At 40.8% G+C, this 20538-nt stretch carries 25 protein-coding genes; 4 read left to right on the plus strand and 21 right to left on the minus strand.

All coding sequences use genetic code 11. The features are described from left to right. Window positions 1-71 precede the first annotated feature (71 nt). Window positions 72-314: a hypothetical protein gene (locus tag AC2TDL_RS01680; RefSeq protein WP_484698329.1), complete on the plus strand. Its 243-nt coding sequence runs from the start codon at window positions 72-74 to the stop codon at window positions 312-314. 10 nt (window positions 315-324) lie between these two features. Here AC2TDL_RS01680 and AC2TDL_RS01685 read toward each other — a convergent pair whose 3' ends face one another. Beyond that, window positions 325-501, minus strand: coding sequence for a hypothetical protein (locus tag AC2TDL_RS01685; protein WP_484698330.1), 177 nt, complete (start codon window positions 499-501; stop codon window positions 325-327). A 276-nt stretch (window positions 502-777) separates the two neighbouring features. Here AC2TDL_RS01685 and pepF point away from each other — a divergent pair, with 276 nt between their 5' ends. Next, window positions 778-2577 (plus strand): oligoendopeptidase F, encoded by a 1800-nt coding sequence (gene pepF, locus AC2TDL_RS01690; RefSeq protein WP_484698331.1) that lies wholly within the window; start codon window positions 778-780, stop codon window positions 2575-2577. A gap of 169 nt (window positions 2578-2746) precedes the next feature. Here pepF and AC2TDL_RS01695 read toward each other — a convergent pair whose 3' ends face one another. The 6 genes from AC2TDL_RS01695 to hemE form a co-directional block, all read right to left on the minus strand. Continuing rightward, window positions 2747-3310 carry a delta-aminolevulinic acid dehydratase gene (locus AC2TDL_RS01695; RefSeq protein ID WP_484698332.1) on the minus strand — a complete coding sequence of 188 codons (564 nt, stop codon included), beginning with the start codon at window positions 3308-3310 and terminating at the stop codon, window positions 2747-2749. A 197-nt stretch (window positions 3311-3507) separates the two neighbouring features. Beyond that, window positions 3508-4326 carry a DUF92 domain-containing protein gene (locus tag AC2TDL_RS01700; RefSeq protein WP_484698334.1) on the minus strand — a complete coding sequence of 273 codons (819 nt, stop codon included), beginning with the start codon at window positions 4324-4326 and terminating at the stop codon, window positions 3508-3510. Window positions 4327-4375: 49 nt separating this feature from the next. Beyond that, a complete protein-coding gene (locus tag AC2TDL_RS01705) occupies window positions 4376-5731 on the minus strand; it encodes a CapA family protein (protein WP_484698335.1) in 1356 nt (451 codons plus the stop codon). A 153-nt stretch (window positions 5732-5884) separates the two neighbouring features. Next, complete coding sequence (gene hemG / locus AC2TDL_RS01710; protein ID WP_484698336.1) at window positions 5885-7312, minus strand: protoporphyrinogen oxidase; 1428 nt, start codon at window positions 7310-7312, stop codon at window positions 5885-5887. Between the two features lie 5 nt (window positions 7313-7317). After that, window positions 7318-8262, minus strand: a complete 945-nt coding sequence (hemH, locus tag AC2TDL_RS01715) for a ferrochelatase (RefSeq protein WP_484698338.1) — start codon at window positions 8260-8262, stop codon at window positions 7318-7320. A gap of 52 nt (window positions 8263-8314) precedes the next feature. Beyond that, window positions 8315-9364: a uroporphyrinogen decarboxylase gene (gene hemE / locus AC2TDL_RS01720; RefSeq protein ID WP_484698339.1), complete on the minus strand. Its 1050-nt coding sequence runs from the start codon at window positions 9362-9364 to the stop codon at window positions 8315-8317. A 178-nt stretch (window positions 9365-9542) separates the two neighbouring features. Here hemE and AC2TDL_RS01725 point away from each other — a divergent pair, with 178 nt between their 5' ends. Next, window positions 9543-10733, plus strand: a complete 1191-nt coding sequence (locus AC2TDL_RS01725; protein ID WP_484700989.1) for an MFS transporter — start codon at window positions 9543-9545, stop codon at window positions 10731-10733. Between the two features lie 270 nt (window positions 10734-11003). On the opposite strand, the gene AC2TDL_RS01730 is transcribed toward AC2TDL_RS01725, so the two are convergent. Next, window positions 11004-11636: an O-methyltransferase gene (locus AC2TDL_RS01730; RefSeq protein ID WP_484698340.1), complete on the minus strand. Its 633-nt coding sequence runs from the start codon at window positions 11634-11636 to the stop codon at window positions 11004-11006. 239 nt (window positions 11637-11875) lie between these two features. On the opposite strand from AC2TDL_RS01730, the gene AC2TDL_RS01735 reads away from it, so the two are divergent. Continuing rightward, window positions 11876-13015 carry a THUMP domain-containing class I SAM-dependent RNA methyltransferase gene (locus AC2TDL_RS01735; RefSeq protein WP_484698343.1) on the plus strand — a complete coding sequence of 380 codons (1140 nt, stop codon included), beginning with the start codon at window positions 11876-11878 and terminating at the stop codon, window positions 13013-13015. 150 nt (window positions 13016-13165) lie between these two features. Here AC2TDL_RS01735 and AC2TDL_RS01740 read toward each other — a convergent pair whose 3' ends face one another. The 13 genes from AC2TDL_RS01740 to AC2TDL_RS01800 form a co-directional block, all read right to left on the minus strand. After that, window positions 13166-14596, minus strand: a complete 1431-nt coding sequence (locus AC2TDL_RS01740) for a PDZ domain-containing protein (RefSeq protein ID WP_484698344.1) — start codon at window positions 14594-14596, stop codon at window positions 13166-13168. A gap of 104 nt (window positions 14597-14700) precedes the next feature. After that, the gene (locus tag AC2TDL_RS01745) at window positions 14701-14931 is read right to left on the minus strand and encodes a YuzB family protein (protein ID WP_484698345.1); all 231 of its coding nucleotides are present in this window, start codon (window positions 14929-14931) and stop codon (window positions 14701-14703) included. 32 nt (window positions 14932-14963) lie between these two features. Continuing rightward, window positions 14964-15266, minus strand: coding sequence for an iron-sulfur cluster assembly accessory protein (locus tag AC2TDL_RS01750; RefSeq protein ID WP_484698346.1), 303 nt, complete (start codon window positions 15264-15266; stop codon window positions 14964-14966). A 28-nt stretch (window positions 15267-15294) separates the two neighbouring features. Further along, entirely contained in the window at window positions 15295-15537 is a 243-nt protein-coding gene (locus tag AC2TDL_RS01755) for a hypothetical protein (protein ID WP_484698348.1), read from the minus strand. A 212-nt stretch (window positions 15538-15749) separates the two neighbouring features. Further along, window positions 15750-16601 (minus strand): glutamate racemase, encoded by an 852-nt coding sequence (racE, locus tag AC2TDL_RS01760; protein ID WP_484698349.1) that lies wholly within the window; start codon window positions 16599-16601, stop codon window positions 15750-15752. A gap of 209 nt (window positions 16602-16810) precedes the next feature. Beyond that, window positions 16811-17260, minus strand: coding sequence for a YtxH domain-containing protein (locus tag AC2TDL_RS01765; RefSeq protein WP_484698350.1), 450 nt, complete (start codon window positions 17258-17260; stop codon window positions 16811-16813). Between the two features lies 1 nt (window position 17261). Beyond that, complete coding sequence (locus tag AC2TDL_RS01770) at window positions 17262-17714, minus strand: DUF948 domain-containing protein (RefSeq protein WP_484698351.1); 453 nt, start codon at window positions 17712-17714, stop codon at window positions 17262-17264. Between the two features lie 167 nt (window positions 17715-17881). After that, entirely contained in the window at window positions 17882-18508 is a 627-nt protein-coding gene (locus tag AC2TDL_RS01775; RefSeq protein WP_484698353.1) for a helix-turn-helix transcriptional regulator, read from the minus strand. A gap of 18 nt (window positions 18509-18526) precedes the next feature. Next, entirely contained in the window at window positions 18527-18949 is a 423-nt protein-coding gene (locus tag AC2TDL_RS01780; protein ID WP_484698354.1) for a DUF86 domain-containing protein, read from the minus strand. Further along, a complete protein-coding gene (locus AC2TDL_RS01785; RefSeq protein WP_484698357.1) occupies window positions 18949-19089 on the minus strand; it encodes a hypothetical protein in 141 nt (46 codons plus the stop codon). Before AC2TDL_RS01785 ends, AC2TDL_RS01780 begins: the two co-directional genes overlap by 1 nt. A 14-nt stretch (window positions 19090-19103) precedes the next feature. Then, a complete protein-coding gene (locus tag AC2TDL_RS01790; protein ID WP_484698358.1) occupies window positions 19104-19391 on the minus strand; it encodes a Dabb family protein in 288 nt (95 codons plus the stop codon). A gap of 149 nt (window positions 19392-19540) precedes the next feature. Next, on the minus strand, window positions 19541-19930 hold the full coding sequence (locus AC2TDL_RS01795; protein WP_484698359.1) for a cupredoxin domain-containing protein: 390 nt from the start codon (window positions 19928-19930) through the stop codon (window positions 19541-19543). Window positions 19931-20063: 133 nt separating this feature from the next. After that, window positions 20064-20474, minus strand: a complete 411-nt coding sequence (locus AC2TDL_RS01800; RefSeq protein WP_484698361.1) for a YhjD family protein — start codon at window positions 20472-20474, stop codon at window positions 20064-20066. Between the last annotated feature and the right edge of the window lie 64 nt (window positions 20475-20538).

The raw sequence follows: 20538 nt of genomic DNA on the forward strand, positions 1-20538 counted from the left end.
GTATTCCCTCAGTTGCTTAGCTCTGTAATAACCGATATGATGGTAATATTAAACTTATTACTTAAGAAAGTGTGATTACATTGTTTAAAAAACATATCATTTACAAGCATGATAAATACAATATGCTTACTGTTGAGGAGCAAGGCAAAACGTTAGTTGTCCGTAAAATTTCCGATCAATGGGGAGAAGAAGGTTTCCAGTTTGTAAGTCGTGGCGAATTATTGGACTGGGCTAGCAAAACTTTCCGAGCAGAGGATTTTGTAGGTAAAGAAGAAGAACTTCAGCAAATTATGGACAAATTGCGCAGCATCTAAATTTATTTCGCTACTTATTTTCGCTGGAGGTGAACGAGGTGGACAGTTCAATCAGCATAATTTTTGTTATATTAGCATTTTCTTTAGGAGGAATTTTGGTACTTAAGAAGGATACAATACCGTCTCCGTTGAAGAAGTGGATGGCAATAACTTCATTGGTGTTAATTGCCTTCGCTTTTTTCATCATCGTCTATTCTTTATTTAATATGGGAACATAATCTAATTTATATGGCAGCAAGCAGCAATTTCATTATTTCACCTAATCAGAGAATGATTTCACGTAAATTTGGAAAAAGTAAAGCAGACTACTTTACTTCGAGGTGAATGGTAATCAATGAAAGCTGCTACTATAAGGTGGCTTGGCAGCCTTATCAGTATTATATTGCTAATGAGTGTTATTGCAGATGCTGCTTCCCCACAAAGCTATGTTGCCAATGAACAAAACGTACCAAGGAGGATTACGATGTCAAAGGTAAAAAAACGTGAAGAAATGGACCCACAATATCAATGGAAGCTCGAAGATATTTTTGCTACTGAGCAGGCATGGGAAGAAGAATTTAATTCAGCAAAAGCCTTGCTTCCAAAATTTAAAGCATTTGAAGGCAAACTTAATCAGGCACAAAGTATTTTGGAATGCTTTAAGCTAGAGGATGAGCTTTCAATCTCAATTGAACGTCTCTACGTATATTCCAATATGCGCCTTCATCAAAATATGGCGAATACAAAATATCAGGCATTATCTGAGAAAGCTCGCAAGCTTAATGTGGAAGCAAACGAGGCATTATCCTTTATCAATCCTGAAATTCTTGCACTTTCCAATGAAGAGCTAGATAAGCTGATTGCGGATCCGATTTTAGCAGAATATAAACATTCCTTAGAGGAGTTAAAGCGTACAAAAGCTCATATTCTATCGCAAGCGGAAGAAGCTATTCTTGCCCAAGTTGGCAACATTAGCTCTGCGCCAAGCAATATTTTCGGTATGCTGAACAATGCCGATATGAAATTCCCTAAAATTAAAAACGAGCAAGGCGAAGAGGTTGAGCTTACTCATGGCACCTATATTCAATATCTCGAAAGTAAAAACCGTGATGTTCGCCGTGACGCCTTTAAAGCCGTATATTCTACATACAGCAGCTTAAAAAACACTTTAGGGGCAACCTTTAGTGCAAATATTAATAAAAACTTATTCTCAACCAAAGTTAGAAAATACAATTCCGCATTGGAAATGTACTTGTATCCTGACAATGTACCAACAAGCGTATACAACAACCTTATCGAGACAATTCATAAGCATTTACCGCTAATGTATCGCTATATGGAGTTGCGTAAAAAGCTGTTAGGCGTTGATGAACTTCATATGTACGATTTGTTCGCTCCGCTTGTTGAAGAGTTTGATATGAACATCACATATGAGCAGGCAAAGAATATTGTTGCTGATAGCTTACAGCCACTAGGTGAAAACTATTTAAGCGTGTTGAAACAGGGCTTTGAAAACGGCTGGATCGATGTTTATGAAAATGAAGGTAAACGCAGCGGTGCATATAGCTGGGGAGCATACGGAACACACCCATATGTACTACTAAACCATAAAGATAACTTAAACAGTATGTTTACGCTAGCTCATGAAATGGGCCATGCTATGCATTCGTATTATTCAGATGAAACTCAAACTTATCGCAATGCCCAATATCCAATTTTCCTTGCGGAAGTTGCTTCAACTCTTAACGAAGCATTGCTAATGGATTATTTATTGAAAAAATCAACAGATCCTAAAGAAAAATTATATTTGCTTACTTACTATGCCGATCAGTTCCGTACAACGGTATTCCGTCAAACTATGTTTGCTGAATTTGAAAAAATTGTTCATGAACGCTCTGAACAAGGCGAATCACTTACACCAGATGATTTCAGCTCCATCTATTACGACTTAAACAAGCTGTATTATGGTGAAGGTGTTGTTGTTGATGAGGATATTGCGATGGAATGGGCGCGAATTCCACATTTCTATACAAGCTTCTATGTTTACAAATACGCAACAGGCTTCTCGGCTGCAACTAGCTTCTCTAAGCAAATTCTTGAGGAAGGTGCCCCTGCAGTTGAACGCTATCTTGGCTTCCTAAAAAGCGGTGGCAGCGATTACCCGATCGAAATTCTTAAACGTGCCGGGGTTGATATGTCTACGCCTGAGCCTATCGAGCAAGCAATGAGTGTATTCAAAGAGCTAATTGAACAAATGGAACAGCTTGTTAACGAACGCAAATAAATAAGTTCGATACAGTACGTCTTTCAGTTGCTATTTAAGCCTGCTGCATTATGCATTATTGAGATAGTGGATGCAACAGGCTTAAAGGCAACCTACCATGTATGTTAAACGTAATCTATCTGGGCTAAAAGAGCAGCTTAATTTCTTGTTTGCTGCTTTTGCCAGGGAATTATGTAAAGCTATGCTTCTTTTCATATAGTTTGTACATCTTTAAGTGTTCGTCTGCAGCTATTGCCAGTTGGTATGCTTCTTTTATATCTCGCTCATGTTCAATGATCTCATAGAAAAAGCGCAGCATAAACATTAGTGCTGCATTCCCTAGCGGATAATCATCTGGTCCGATATAGATTGGACATCCGCTTTGTAAAAATGCATCGGCTAAAGCCGAGTGACCTAATGTACATCCGTTGCCAATAACCGTTATCCCATTAAATTTCCCATAGCGAATAATCTCTTCCTTGCCAAAATCGCCTCTTGGCTCATCATCTTCATATACATCATCTCCTAACTCCGGCATAATCAACTTCCCTTCATCCCCGTGAAAGTTCAAAATAAGGAAGTCAATGCTGGCAGGCAAGTCGTCTCCTGATAATATAGAAATAAAATCGTTTGCTCTGCCTATCCAATAAGTCATGATTCGGGCACCGAAGTACTCTAGTACACTTCGCATCGCTTGCGTCTCTAACTCACAATCAGGACCGCACACTAACGCTATATTTAAAGGCCTGCTCAATTTCCTCTCTCTCCTTTCTGCAATTTTTATTAATAACGAACGAACGCGCAGTTAGTTTCTTTTTTACTTTAAAATTAATTAAGGAAGCAGGAAATTTTACGTCCCCTGCTTCCTTAGTGTATAGATAGTAGAATCATTATATTATTTATATTGAATAAACGCTAATTAATAATGAGTACATATTATTAAGCAAAAGCCTAATTTATTAACAAAATGATCAAATATACCATAGTAGACGCAATTATACTAGAAATCAAATTCACTTTATCATTTGTAAGCCAAGCTATTCCCCTTATCGGCTCAGTTTGCTTTGAGCAATGCTCTTTTCTTTCTGTTTCTTTGCCACACACTCCACAGCGATACATAGCTTGCCATAACGCACCAATTAATGAATCGACAAGCGAGCCTATCAGTCCAGCAATAGCACCAATCCAGATGCTATGTACTAGTGTGCTATCCATAAGAAAGGCAACAAGTCCGATTAGCAATCCTCCGCCAAGAGAAGCAGTGCAGCCAAGCAAAGTGATACCTCCGCTTGTACCTGGATGGACTTGCTTAAACGTTACGATTGAACGGGGCAAGTCTTTACTTAACGCACCAATTTCCGTCGCCCATGTATCGGCGGTTACTGCAGCCATTACTCCAATATACGCATACAGGAGTATCTCATCAGCAAAAAAAGCATAGATAATGCAAAATAGTAAGCCAATCCCACCATTTGCCCATACTTGCCCTGCATCTCGCGTTCCAGTTTTTTCATACTGCCGCTCAACTTCCCGCTTCACACTTGAGCTGCGTTTCCACTTTGACCAATAACTTGAGCTAAAGAAAAAGACAAGCAGCAAGGCAAACCAGATTGGCGTACCGAATACAATAAAGCCGGTCCCCATAACAACTGCCGAGCAAGCTCCTGACAGAGAAAGTGAGCGATGACGAAATGATCTATAGCTGACTGCTCCGCTGCATATCAAACCAATAAGCAAACGCAGCCACCACTCATCGATAATTGTTACCATAAATAAGCTCCTTCTCTATGTATGCTCTACTGCTCTTAGCGCTTCTTTACTATTCCCCGCTAATTATTCCAAGATCATCAATTTTCACGCGACCTATTGAAATTTCCTCAAGATACTTAAGCAAATTTTTTGCATCCTTATCCTCCATCGGTGTAGGCTGGGCATTAACAACCTTCATCGGAGCAAACTGTAGCTCGCACTCCGATTTCATATTACAGGTAGCCGTTAATACACCTGTTTCCGCTTGATTTCCTTTTGGGTTAGCGGAAAACACAAAATTACCTAAGGAATAGGCGATCCATTTCCCATTGTACTGTTGAAAACCTTGTAACACATGGGGATGACTGCCGATAACTAAATCTGCTCCTGCATCGATATATTGTTTGGCAAGACTTAACTGAATATCATTAGGGGTGTTCTCACGTTCAATTCCCCAATGCACAAGCACAACTGTAATATGTGCTTCTTCCTCTAATGCTTCAATTGCTTTAAGCGTTTGACTAGGGTCGTACGATTCTGCTAGCCCTGCAGCATAAGGTGTTGCTTTCCAGGTCGTTTCTGGCAAAACACGACTCGTAGCTACATATGCGATCTTTATTCCATTGACTTCCCGAATAATTGGCGCGTATGCTTCCTCAGCATTATTTCCTGCGCCGACATGCTCTATGCCGTATTCATCTAAATGCTTCATCGTATCTAGCAACCCCTCCACCCCGTGATCCATCGAGTGATTGTTTGCTAATGAAACAATATCAAAGCCTGCATCAACTAAGCCAGATAAAACTTTTGGCTCACCTTTAAACACATACATTTTATTTTCTGCAGGTTGATTCACATTTGTTATTGGCATCTCTAAATTGCCCGCTGTAATATCTGCTGAAGTTAGATGAAACAACGCATTTTTATACGGATAATTAACACCTTCGTTATTCAAATAAGTTGCAATATACTCGCCTGGAAGCAAGTCGCCAACAAAGGCTAACTGAACGGTCTGCCCATTGTCTGCAATTATTGCTTCCGAGCTTGGTTCACTAGCATCTACTGCTTCTTCCTCAATTGCCTCTAGCTCATCTTCTGCTAACACTGGTTCTAACTGCTGAGTATTTTCCGCCAATAAGTCACTTTCATCTAGCTCTGAATCAGTTGATTCTTCTGTGGCAGCATCAAGTTCTTCGCTATTGGGTGATGGCGTTGGTACATTATGAATCGTACGCTCAGTTGCTGGCTTTTGCAGCAAGTCACTAATCCAGTTGGTTAAGCGTTCGCCTTGAAAAAATACCCCTAAAATAATAAGAAGTACGGCAACGATACATAAACTAGTTGCAGCAAACAGTCTACGTTTTTTTCTGCGTTTCTGCTCATTTTCTTGCTGATGTCTTCGAGTCTCAACCCTTGATAACGACATGAGCATGCCCCATTTCTTTATTATATTATTTGCAAATTAAATAGATTTCTCTCATTATAGCTTGTTCTATCTCACTTGAGTATACTTTTTCCAAAATAAAAGAGTTAATTTTTGCGCACATAATTGCGTAAAAATCAACTCTTTTATACGACATTATTTATTCTCTTCTAGCTGATTTAGCATTAGCTCTGCCGCTTCCTTGCCTTGACGGATACAATCTGGCAAGCCTACGCCATGAAATGCTGCACCTGTAACCCAGACACGCGGTAATTTCTCATTAACCTCAATTCGAAATGCTTTCACTGCCTCAAGATGCCCAACATCGTATTGCGGCATTGAAGAATTTAAGCGTGTAATTTCGGTAAAGAGTGGCTCAGCAGTAAGGCCAATTGCCTTCTGTAAATCATCTCGTACAGCAGCTATTAACTCTTTATCACCAAGCTTAACCGATTCCTGATCCTCAGAATGACCAACATAGCAGCGCAACAGCACTTTATCCTCAGGAGCAGAATGCAGCCACTTGTTCGAGGTCCAAGTACATGCGGTAATATGCAGCCCTTCTGAGCGAGGAACTAAAAAGCCTGATCCATCAAATGATGCATCAAAGCTATTTTTGTCAAACGCCAGTACGACATTAGCAACCGATACATAACGGATTTTCGCAAGAAAATCGCTATTGAGATGAGGTTTTAATAACTGATGTGCAGCAAAGGCTTGTGTTGTAATTAACACAGCATCCGCTCGCAATGCTTCTCCCGTAGATAATGCCAACTCATAATACTCGTTAACTTTATTAATCGTTTCTACCTTTGTATTAGTGTAAACCGTAATATCACTTAGTGCGGCTTTTAATGCTTCTACCATCGTCTGCAAGCCTTTGCGGAAAGTCATAAAGGTTGCAGGCGGTTTCCCTTTGTTTTGCTCTGCCATTTGCGCACGATTATGACGAGAGCCTAATATTATGCTGCCAAACTGAGCTTCATATTGAGCAAATTGCGGAAACGTCGCATGTAAGCTAAGCTTATACAAATCACCTGCATATATCCCTGCCAGCAACGGCTCTGCAATACTCGTCACTACCTCATCACCAATTCTGCGAGCTAAAAATCCTCCCAGTGATTCATCACCCTCTACACGCTGTGGACCTTTCAGTAAATCAGCAAGGGCAGCTAGCTTTCCTTGCGGACTTATTAGCTCAGTTGCCAAAAATGGCAATATGCTTGTCGGTATACCAAGTGTCAATCCTTTAGGCATTTCATGCAGTTTGCCATTTTTCATAATATACGTTTTGGCAGCCTTCATATTTGTAGGAACAAGCTCACCTTCAATGCCTAGCTCATGCGCTAGATCAATGATCGGCAACTTACGTGATAGGAAGGAATCCGGGCCCTTTTCAATCACGAAGCCCTGCTTATGCAGCGTGTTAATTTTACCGCCAAGCTTAGAGTCTGCTTCTACTATTGTAATATTTATCTGTTTTCCTTGCTCCTTCGCTTTTTTACGCAAGTAAAAAGCGGAGCTCAGTCCACTGATTCCCCCGCCAATTACGACAATGTTATCAATTGATTCTGTACTCCGCATATGCTTCAATCCTTCCCTAACTGTTCACGCACTGTCAACACTGATTCTGCTAACACGTCCATGTACAGTGGATCTGTATTTAACATTTCAATTCGTTCAAAGGCTACGCCAAGCTCCTTCGCTTTAGCCTTTGCTTCAATATCAAGATCGTAGAGCACTTCCAAATGATCAGATACAAAACCAATTGGAGCAGAAAGAATAGCCTTATAGCCGTCTTGTGCTACTTTCTCCATCGTATCAAGAATATCTGGACCTAGCCATGGCTCACTAGTGCGCCCTGCACTTTGCCATGTAAATTGCCAGTCTTCAATTTCTGCAGCCTCTGCAACTGCCTCGGCAGTTTGTAAAAGCTGTTGCTCATACGGATCGCCAAGCTCTCTTATTTTTTCTGGCAAGCTATGTGCGCTAAATAGCACTTTCACAGGCTTGTCCCCGCTTAATGGAAGCAGCTTGTCATATCCTGCACTTACTCGCTCAGATAACGCAGTTATTAGCTTTGGATGCAAATGATAAGAATGTACGAATCTCATTTTAATGTTAAGTTCTGCTGCCTTCGCTTGCGCACGTTTAATATAGCCGCCAACACTCATAACTGAATAATGAGGAGCTAATACAATCCCAACAGCTTGTGTAATTCCTGCCTTAGCCATTTCCGCTACACCGTCTTCAATAAATGGCTCCGCATGCTTTAAGCCTTGGAAGCACTGATAACTGCCAGGAGCTAATTGATCTAATCGCTTTTGCAAACCAGCGACTTGTGCATTTGTATTTTCACGAAGAGGAAACACACCGCCGACAATTGCCTCGTAACGCTCAACTAACTCCTTAAGCTGCTCCTCACTTGGCGGATGACCGTGGCGAATATGTGTATAATATGCTTCTACATTATCTAATGATGTTGGAGTGCCGTAGCTCATCACTAGAACCCCTATTTTGGAAGTCTGACTCATTATAGCCCCTCCTAAAATTCATAATTCAAAACTTTTGTGTTTAAGCAATTGCTTAGGAACGCTGAACTAAGCTTTTCTCTGAGTATGTATGAATAAACTCAGTTAAGGCTTTTAATTTATCTATCGACGCCTCTGGATATAAACCGTGACCAAGATTAAAAATATAGCCTGGCTGCGCGATTCCTTCGTCAATAATCGCTGCCGCATACTTTTCAATTACATGCTGCGGAGCTTGTAAAATCGTTGGATCAAGATTTCCTTGAACAGCAAATTTGTTCTGCAGTCTATGTCTGCCTTCATTAAGTGATACTCTCCAGTCTAAACCGATTACATCTGCCTTTACATTTACTAGCTCTGGTAACAGCTCGCCTGAAGCGACACCTGGAAAATAAATTTTCGGTACTTGCAAATCACTTAATTCAGCAAAAATACGTTCAATAACAGGTAAAACAAATTGACGGAAATCAGCCTGTGTTAGTGCCCCAACCCAACTGTCAAACAGCTGAAATGCTTTGCCGCCTGCAGCAATATGTGCTCGCAAATATGTAATTACCATATCTCCAAGCTTGTCCATCAGTTGATGCCACACGTCCGGAGCGCTATACATTAATTCCTTTGTTCGTAAATAATTTTTTGAAGGCTTACCTTCAATTAAATAGCTTGCAATAGTGAACGGTGCACCTGCGAATGTAATTAGAGGAACGTTTAGCTCTTTATCTAATATTTTTATCGTTTCAATAACATGTGATAAGTCCTTATCTACATCAATCGGTTTAAGTCTCGCCACATCTTCACTTTTGCGAATCGGATTATGAATAACCGGTCCAATATTTGCAACAATATCAAAATCAATCCCAATTGAAGCAACTGGGTTCATAATATCAGAATATAAAATTGCTGCATCGACGCCTAGTTTCTTTACTGGCATCATTGTTACTTCTGCTGCAAGTTCAGGCTGCCGACAAATTTCTAACAAGCTGTATTTCTCTTTAATTTTACGATACTCAGGATCATATCTGCCAGCTTGACGCATATACCATACAGGTACGCGTTCAACCTTTTGCTTCATACAAGCTCGAATAAATAAATCATTGTATGCCATTTATGAACCCCATCTCACGTATATTCTTTTTATTTATTATGCCCATTATAGCCCTAACAAACAACTAATTGGGTATATTCTGTTTGACAATACCATGACATTTAATTAAAGATTTCATTAAAGATTTAATTCACTGTTGCCAATTATGATTATTGTTAATCGTGGTATACTATTGACTATGGAACAGTGGAAAAAGAATTTAATTGTACTTTGGTTTGGTCAATTTTTAGTGATGTCTGGCATGACGATGATTATGCCATTTCTCGCCTTATATTTACAAACTGACTTAGGATTAACGGATACGCATGAAATCGGAATTTGGGCGGGAGTTATCTTTTCCAGCAACTTTATTACTGCCTTTCTGTTTCAGCCCTTGTGGGGTAAAGTTAGTGACAAATACGGGCGAAAGATCATGCTATTACGCTCTGGAGTTGGAATGGCCATCGTTATGTCATTAATGGGATTTGCTGCTACTCCACTCCACCTTTTGCTTCTGCGTTTGCTAAATGGAGTAATTTCAGGGTTTAATCCCGCTTCTGTAGCGCTAGTCTCGTCTACAACACCGAAGCCTAAGCTTGGCTTTGCTATGGGAATACTGCAATCTGGAGGAATTGCAGGAACAATTCTCGGCCCGCTGATCGGTGGAATACTTGCAGATTCGATTGGCTATCGTTTTATTTTTTACATTACAGGCAGCTCAATCTTTATCGCTACACTGCTTGTATTGTTTATCGTAAAGGAATCATTTGACCGAAAAAAAGAGGCTGCAAAGCCGCAAATGTCTGTTATCGCTGGCTTGAAGCAAATTGTTGTCGTACCGCAAATTACAGCATTGTTTATGATTACTTTGCTTATTCAGTTTGCCAATATGAGCCCGCAATCGCTTATCCCGTTATATATTCAAGAGTTAAATCCTGAGCTTGTTAATATGGCATTCTATGCAGGACTTGTCAGCTCTGCATCTGGTTTATCAAATATGCTCGCCTCACCGATTTTAGGTAAAATTGGAGATAAAATTGGTTCAGAAAAAATTTTGCTGCTTAGCTTGCTTGGCGCTGCACTCAGTTTTATCCCGCAAGCGCTCGCCAGTGATGTATGGCATTTGCTAACTGCTCGTTTTTTCTTAGGACTATTCCTTGGCGGCTTAGTGCCAACGGTCAACGCCTTGCTTGGCAAATATTCACCGCAAGGCATGGAAACACGCACCTACAGCTTCAACAGCAGCTTTATTAGTCTTGGCAATGTCATCGCACCTATTGCTGGAGGCGTGTTATCTGGTTGGCTGGGAATTGACGGCTTGTTTATTATTTCTGCTGCACTTATGCTCGCCAATGGAATATGGGCATGGTATTCCTTATTGCATCGCTAGTGAAACGATAACTGCATAAACAGCAGTGTATTATTGTGCGTTGCAGCGGAATAATGTACTCTAAAACGTTTTCAAATGAAACGGAATAGACAGTCCTTCGGAGTTTCGAGCCATTCATCTTCCATCACCTTTTTAACCCCTGCTGCTTGCATGCATTTAATGTAGCAGCAGGGGGTTAGAAGCTAATCACCTCGTTACGGATATTTCCATTTCACACTTAGCACGTTGTTTTTTACAAAGGCATTGTCGTTTGCTCTATCCCTTCACTATCTATCCCTTCACTCGTGCAATTGCCAGTCCATCATAGCCTGGCAATATTGTGCTTTGCAGACGAGGGTCATTAGCTATCCGTTCGTTAAAGGAACGAACAGCTTTTACTGCTGGTCCTTGCTTATTTTCATTAACTGTACGGCCGCGCAGTAAGATGTTGTCGGCGACAATCAGCGCACCAGGTTCAGCTAGTTGCAGCGCATAATCCAAATAAATCGGATACCCCTCCTTATCTGCATCGATAAAGAAAAACTGATAACGCTCACCTTGCTCAACAAGCTGAGCTAAGCTTGCCTTTGCATCTCCAACCATATAGCTGATAACGTCACCAAAGCCTGCTTCAGTTACATTTGCTTTAGCAACCTCTGCATAGTGCGGTAACAGCTCTAGGCAAGTTAAACTGCCGCCCGCTTGCAGCCCTCGAGCAATGCATACGCCGCTGTATCCGCCTAGTGCCCCTATTTCTAATGCTTTGCTTACCCCGTTCATGGAAACAAGCATTGTCAGCAATCTGCCATAACCATCTGCGATTGCTATATCAGGCATACCTGCTGCTGCTGTTGCTCTTCTAATGCGCTCAAGAACTTCATCTGGCTGAAACAATCCATCTATATACTGTTCTTCTATTGTCACTTAACCATTCTTTCCTTTCAGTAACTATTACGACTTTTTCGTAATAATGATCATTTTTTATAAAATGCTATATTTTACCCTACCGTTTATTGTATGATTTTATAGACGAGCTGACAAGAAAAGCGAATGAAGCGAAGTAATTTGCACAAGCTACATTACATATGAGCTTTTATCTAGTTCTTGTCTCGTTCTTAATTAAGTTTAGTACACAGACTTTACAAAGAAATGAGTGTTGCCTAATGACAAAACTAAATTTAATCGCTACAGCTCCTATGGGTCTTGAAGCTATCGTGGCACGTGAGCTAAAGGAACTTGGATATACCGATACAGTTACTGAAAACGGTCGAGTCAATTTTAAAGGGGATCTTCATGATATTGCCCGCGCCAACTTGTGGCTTCGTACTGCTGGCCGTGTATTAGTCAATATGGGAAAATTTAAAGCTACTACCTTTGATGAGCTATTTGAAGGTGTAAAGGCATTAAACTGGGATGAATGGATTCCTGCTGATGCTGAATTCCCTGTTAACGGAAGATCGCACAAATCACAGCTTTCCAGCGTTCCAGCCGTACAAGGAATCGTAAAAAAAGCAATTGTGGAAAAACTAAAAGAAAAGCATGGGACAGAATGGTTCCCTGAGGAAGGTCCACTTTATGTTATTGAAGTGATTTTGCTAAATGATGAGGCGTTACTTACGCTTGATACCTCTGGCTCAGGTCTGCATAAGCGTGGATACCGCAAAGCTGCAACTGAAGCACCGCTACGTGAAACGTTGGCATCGGCAATCGTCCAGCTTTCTCGTTGGAAGCCTGATCGTCCGCTTTACGATCCATTCTGCGGCTCAGGGACACTCCTAATTGAAGCGGCGATGCTTGGCTGGAATATTGCTCCTGGCTTGCGTCGCAGCTTTGATGCAGAAAATTGGAGTATAATCCCCGAGGAGGCTTGGGATAATGCGCGTGATGAAGCCTATGATTCGATAAAAGATGATATCCCGTTAGAGATCTTCGGCTCAGATATTGATCCAAATGCTATCGAGATCGCTCATCAAGCCATTCGCCGTGCTGGTTTAGGTAAAGAAATTAAGCTGAGCGTTACACCTGTATCAAAAATAAAGCCACAGGGAGATTATGGCGTCATGATTACTAACCCTCCTTATGGCGAACGTCTCGGTGACGATAAAGAAGCAGAACTTGCCTTAAGACAGCTTGGTAAAGTATCCTTGTATTACCCGACTTGGTCGTATTTTATTTTTAGTCCATCATCAAATGTTGAACATTACATGGGGAAAGTTGCCGATAAAAAACGCAAGCTGTACAATGGCCGAATTCAATGTTATTTGCACAGCTTTTTTGGACCATTGCCTCCGCGAAACTTATAATGCGTTTTAAATGAATTACACATAAAAAAGCAACTCAAATCGTCTCGATTGGCTTGAGATATTTGTGTTGCTTTTTTCTTAATGATGCAATTGGGGCAATTTTTCTGAAGAAACAGTTTATGTCCCCTTATTTTGTATACTCCTACATTACTATGTTGCCTTCCCTCCATGTTGCTGGAGCCATGTTATAATATCTTCAAATTTTTCCACGCCAACGATGTTGAGATTAGGCGCAGCACTCCTTGCTGCCTCAACACCAGCTGCTGGCACAAAAAATACATCAGCATCTGTACGACCTACAGCGTACGCTTTTTGCGGAATTCCCCCTACCATACCGACACTGCCATCAACTTCAATCGTACCTGTACCTGCAACATGCAGCCCGCCAGTGATATCATAGTCAGCTAATTGATTTAGCAAAGCAAGTGTAAGCATTGCACCATGAGAAGGCCCTCCTGCATGTAATAAGTAACTTGCTAATTGGAGCTCCTGCTCAAGTTCAATCTCGTATTGATTAGTAATTACAATCCCCAAGATTGCCCGCTCTGGTTCTTGATCTGCAGCCATTGTTGTCAGATTTACCGTGAGTGGATTATTTTCTCGGCGCAGCTCTACTGTCACTTGCGCTCCTGGCTTAATATTTTCTTTCATATATTGCTGCAGGGCAAGCTGGTTATTAATTCGATGTCCATTAATTGCTTGAATAATATCTCCAGCTTGCAATACTCCGTCAGCAGGTGAGTCTGCAATAATCGCGGTAACTGCAGCACCTTCAAACACGATTGCTTTGCCTTTGCCGCTATATTCCCAAGCCAACGCCGCTGCTAATAAATTAGTGTCATTTTTCATTTGCGCAACTTGACTGTAAGTTTCGCGAATACTTGATTCATTTGCTGCCTGCTTGCGCAGCTCAACTTGCGGCAGCAGCTTGGCAAATAACCAATCAATTGGAAATGCTGGTCGTTCAAATACAAGTACACCATCAATCCAGCCTCTATTATCCGGTTCTCCTGCTGTTGCTTCCTTTGTTTCCGCGGCAGTAGATTCATCAGTTAGCGCATTTTTCTCCTCCGCTTTTTTAACAAACTTGGCGTAATGGCTCATATTCATCGTCATCGCTGGATATGTAACCTGATAGCTAGTCGGGCATAATAGCAATAATAGAATTACGATGTAGCAAACAGTAAATCTCAATTGTTTACTGATATTAGCCTTTCTAAACAGCTCGACAGCAACGAAAAGAACATTGACGATAAGTATTGCAAGAGTAAGGACAATATGTTGCAGCGGCTGTAATATCAATATAATTAATATCAATGAGCCAATAACAATTAAGCAATTCATTAGCAGACTAAGCCGACTTTTTCGCTCTTGAACTGATGTTAACGTTAATAGTGAGCCTATTAACCAACAGCAGGGAATGAGCAGCACACTATAATAAAGCCAATCTACCACTTCAATCCATTCTAATTGCGGTGTCATTACGAACGGTGCTGGCAGCCAAATTAATTGAAAGGCTAGTACAGCGCCGACGATGCCGATAAATCCTCCATAGTACCAGCGAAGACTGCTTTGCTTCATGCTTCCTAATCCCTTCCCATTATGTTGATAAAAGTTATGTAATTTAAGAAAAGGCCCTTCTGCTTACATTTCTAATAAGCGAAGGACCTTCTTATGTTGAAGCTCTATTTTTTCACATATGCCATTGCTTTTTCGATTGCTTCATCCTCTGTCGCACCTTTAATGTAACGACCGTTAATAAAGACAAAAGCATATCGTTTGCATGGGCCGCAGTACGATTTACAGTTTACAACCTGTATTTCAGCATTCGGCACACGTTCTTTTAACTTTTTAACCGTACTTTTCATTGACATATGTTTGCATTGATCACAAACTCTTATATCATTCGTCGCCATAATCCCTCTTCCCATTCTGCTTTATAAATCTATTAATGATCCCCATGATTACCTTTGGAAGGATTTGTAATCGCAAACCCTTCTTCTGGAAGATAGAAGTAGTCTATACGAACACCATCCAAAAACTCATTATCTTTTTCAAGGATAACATCAATTCCGCTATCCGTCGATACTACAACATCATTTTCACCTGGCTCATCAATACCAAGTCCATAGTGGGCATGATCACCATGTGCATGTGTTACAAACACACGCAACAATTTGCCTTCGCTTTCTGGCTTTTCTAGCTCCGCTCTAATCATTTTAGCTGCATTTCTTGAGATCTTACATTTCATCGGTCCTGCCCGCTCCTTTAGCATATGTTCATTTTGTTCTGTTCATATTATACTTCTTCGATAAGCTACTAGCAAACAGTTGAGCAATAATCATCGTAAAGGCAATATCATCCACTGGTAAAAATGGCATAAAATCAGGCAGTATCCAATAGACAGCAACGGGGATAATAAACATCAGCTTCTCCCACCATTGCACCTCAGGAGAGAGCATAAGCCTATAAATTAATTTGAATGTAGAACTCCAGTGCCTTAATGACAATAATTTTTTCATATGCTCATCTCCTTTCATTATTGCTCTGCTTTCTTTATTGCTCTTCTGCTCACAGCTCTGCATAGCTTACTTTAGCTATCGTTAGCTTATATCATTTAGGTAAAGTGTATTCCTCTTAGCAAAACAATGCAACTGGACTTTCAGCCAGCTTTTCCATATTTTTAACAAAAAAAGCAGGCGCTGACTTTTCAGCCGACGCCTGTTCAATGAAATTAATCCTTTAATAATACATTGGTTTGAACTGCCTCTGCCTGCTCATATACAACTGCTTGATGAGCCAATTCTAAACCAAGCCATTGCGTTACAATCTCGCGAAATGTATTCAGTTCTCCGCTGCAGATAAAGCGATGCGCATTTTCCATTGTACTGCTGCCTGCACGCACTGTCGTTGAATGCTCTGGCAGCCCTGTAACAAGCTGCTTAACCTCTCTTGCCGTTTCCTCGGCAGAATGAATAAGCTTGACACTGCTGCCCATTACATTTCCAATCGCTTCAGCCAAAAATGGATAGTGTGTACAGCCTAAAATTAAGCAATCTATAGGGTAATTCACCATATGAGCGATTTCCTCATTTACGATTTCATACGCCTTTCTAGTGTAATATTCCCCATGTTCCACCAATGGAACAAAGGAAGGACAGGCTTGACTAATAATTTTCACATTTGGATTATGCGCCAGCAACGCTTTTTGATACGCTTTGCTTTTTATCGTTCCTTCCGTGCCGATAACCGCAACATATCCTGTTTGAGTTGCCTGCAATGCAGCACGTACTCCCGGCTCAATTACTCCAACTACAGGGATAGCCAGTTGTGATTTGATCTCACTTAACGCCGCTGCAGTTGCCGTATTACAAGCGATAACAATTAATTTGGGATGATAGCGCAACAAATAATCCACAATCTCTTTTGAAAATTCAACAACCTCATGTTTAGGACGATGTCCATATGGCGCTCTTGACGTATCCCCATAATAAACGATGGATTCATCTGGCAGTTGTCTTAATAGCTCTTTTACCACCGTAAGTCCGCCTACTCCTGAATCAAATACCGCTATTGGCCGTTTCACAGCTCCACCACTTTTCTGTTGTCAACTATACCTACTATCTATTGTATTACATAGGACTTGGACTGTTACTACCCAATTAGAGCATTCTATACAGTAGCTGTTATATATGAAATTTGCTGCAGACAACTGTGGTTTTTTTTCACTTGCGGTTTTATATGTTACTTAATCAGCAGTATGCTTCCCTAACATGCTTTGCATCGTGCCCCCACTTAATTGTATGTTGCTTGCTTCTCTGCCCCTCTAAGCTCTTCTTGTTCCGTTTGTAAAATTTCTCCTTGCTCTGTTTCGGCGCTCTCAACCTGCGATTCTTCTAGGTTATCTGCTTGCTGTACTTCGCTGGTTTCGCTTTCCTCTTGTTCAACTGCTTGCCCTTGAGTGCGAAGTTTAACTCCATCAACAACTTTTTGCACTCCTTGCTTAGCTGCGCGTACAGCCTTTGTCGCACCATCCTCAATTTTTTTGCTTAGCTCAAATACAGTTTCTGATACGCTGTCGATAGCCTCTGAACCATTTTCAACTACCTTTTCTGCACCTGCTTTAATATCACTGCGCAACTCTTTTCCACTTTTAGGGGCAAAAAGTAACGCTGTAACACTGCCAATAATGCTCCCTGCTACAGTTCCGACAAGAAATGCAACTGTTTTGTTTTTTAATGCCATCTTACTCTCTCCTCTCAGTTTGCTTCATTTTTTGACGGCTAGCTTGCCAAAGCTGCCACGCTGACATAGCAAGCTCTGCCCATTGCATCATATCGTCCAGCTGCTTTACGTTTCGCTCCTGCTCGGTGTACCGAGTCACTCGCTGCTGAAGTGTACTGCTTAGTTGTCTTATAACAGAAGCTGCCTGACTAACGCTTTGCCCCATATCTTGGGCTGCACCAACAACTTGATTGACGGTAACAGCAGCTGCTCCAATTTCCTTGACCGTTGTGTCAGTCGTTTCCAGCAGTTTGCTGCATGCGCCTGACAGCTCCTGAATTTCTTGCTGCATCGCTATCGTCTTTTCCGTTAACATATGCAGGCGAACGGTAAGTAAACGCAACACAATTAATATCGCTACAACAAAAATGACAGAAGCTGCAGCAATAATAAGTACACTAATTTCAAGCAGCATAACGGTCACACCTCCAGTTTTGATTTGCAATTCAGCTAGACATTCGCCTAGTTGTGTAACACATTATAGTCATATTGGGCTCGTCCTGTTACAGCTTTTCGCTAAAAACTAACAAAAAAAAAGATCACTCCTTTTGTTTAAGAGTGACCTTTTTCTTTCAATACTGTTTAGTTTTTCGCATGAATCCGATAGTTGCATTTCGTGCCGCCTTTGGCTAGGCATTCCATCCGCTCCACCGGCGCATCTAGTAGCTCCTGGAATAGCTCCAGCTCACATTGACAAGCTTGATGATAGCGATCGGCAACGCCTTTAATCGGACAATTGTATTCGGCAATATACCAGTACTGTTCATCTTGACTTGCTTCAGCCATATATCCGCCTGTTGCTTGGATATGCGCTAACTCCTGAACCTTTTCTGCCAACGTCTTGCCTTGCATTGAAGCAGAATAACGTTGCAGCAGTTTACGTTTTCTTCCTTGGAACATCTTGTCTATGTAAGGAAGCGTTTCTGGATCCCCTTCAAGCTCGCTTAGCAAATCAACCGTCAACAGCTGATAATTACGCGGAAATAGCTCCTCTGCCTTAGCAGTAAGCTCATAGGCATGTAATGGTCTTCCCATAGCCTGTTTTATCGATATAACTTCAACATAGCCATGCTTTGCCAGTTCATGCATATGTCGGCGAATTGCCATCTCAGTAAGTCCAAGTTGCTGGGCTATTACGTTGATCTGCATTCGCCCTTGACTGCGAAGAATATAAAGTATGGCATCACGAGTCGAACCAGTCTGCTTCATAACAGCCCGCCTTTCTAGTTAAATAAGTTCTTTTGCAATATATTGCTCAACCGCCTGTTTAAATTGCAGCAATAGCTCAGGAAGCTTAGGAATTAGCGGATGTAATTCTTTTGACTCCCATTCATAATATTGCTGTACGAGCGGACGACGTAAACGAACCAGCTCAAGTAATAGAGGTGTCATATCTTCTGGGTAAACCCCTTCACCAGCCGTTATTTCGACAATATCGTCATAACTGCTAGCGTCACGCATTAAAAATCCATCAATCAAATAGCTACCAACATCTGTTACAATTTCAATTGCTAAATGGAGCGCACGCTGTTCAGCAAGCTGTTGAATAACATTGCCATTCCACTCTTCCTGCAGCTGTTTAATTGCCTCGCTTAACGCTGGAATGCTATTTAAACGTACAGCAATTTGCTCTTGGTTAACATAATACATTAATTATCTCCACCTTTTTCAGATGAGCTATTGCTTTCGTTGAGTCTTTTTTTCGCTTTACGCTTTAGCGTTATTCCCATTACAAAGCAGCTTATTATGATGACGAGCAAATACGTCAACATTTCATAAACGTCACCCATAATGTTGACCCCTCTTAACTTTCGTAATCAACTGCAATTGATGATTCACGCACTTCATTCATATGTGCAATAACTTTTTGGTGTACAGGATGAACTTGGTACGCATCTAAATCAGCCATTGAATCAAATTTTGTAATTAATGCAATATCGTAAGAGCGAGCGGAATGGAGCACATCCACACCAACTTCGATATATTTTAACTGCTCAATTTTTCCTTCCATATTACGGAGTACTTGCGCTGTTTCTTCAACTTTCTCTGGCGAGTTATCTTTTAATTTAAATAGTACGATGTGTGTAATCAATGAATTTGCCTCCTCAGTACTTTTCAGATGTATTACTTTTTATGATAACCTAGTACCCTTATCACGACAACCTTGTTTTTTATTTATACTTATCTTTCTGCAAAATGAAAAAAGAGCCCCCTCTGGGCTCTTTTAATAAAGATTTACTTTTAAGCTTCTGTAACAACAATTTTTGCTTCCATTGTTGCATGTCCTGGTCCGCAAGGAATGCTACAAATAATTTTGTATTCCCCTGGCTCATTAAATGTGTAAGTAGCTTCTGGATTATCTTTGTCCAAATTAATACCTAGTTCTTGAATTTCAGCACCATGAATCCCGCTTTTGTTAGAAAATTTCATGATTGCCGTTTCTCCAACTTTTACCTCGTACACATCTTGATTAAAAGTAAAATCATTTGAAGCGATAATTTTCATTAAGATTGTTCCTTCTGGCAACTCTGCAGATTCATCTACAGGTTTTTCTGGCAAGCCAAACGCAACAAGACATACTGCCATAATAGAGGCGATTGATACAAGTGTAAACATAATCCATTTGTGCATTACATTGTGCTCCCCTTCTATATCATAATGTCTATCACTATATTACCTAAGATTACCGAATTTTCTCAACTACTAACTAGACAAATGTGAATATTTTTTCATCTTTATGACAAAACGATGAACATTTTGCGAATTATTGAGACATATATTGCTTAAGCAACGCTTCACATTCCACTTTCACGACACTCCAAAGCAGCATTTTTTCATGATGATACCCTCTACAGACAAATTTCACTAATAAACCGTCATGCTGCTTTAACCGCTCATACATTTTTATCCCATGCTCACGAAACATACGACGTAAATTTGCCATATCCAGCAGCACTCTATCCTGTACTCCGCGCAAAACTGTTTCATACAATCGCGGCAATTTGAGTTTTGATAAGCCAATAACTTTAATATCATGATCAATAATAAGCAATACTAGCTCTAACAACATATACTGCTTGATGGCATCTGATTCATGCCGTTGCAGCCGTGGAGCATGTGAGACTGCATTCGGCTTAGCTATTCTTACTTTAAGCTGATCTTGCTGCGTACTCATTCCTGCACCTCCTGCACAAACAGCTTATATGAACAGCGTTCCCATCGCTCCATTTCTATATAAC

The organism is Paenibacillus sp. plas6 (assembly GCF_057221655.1).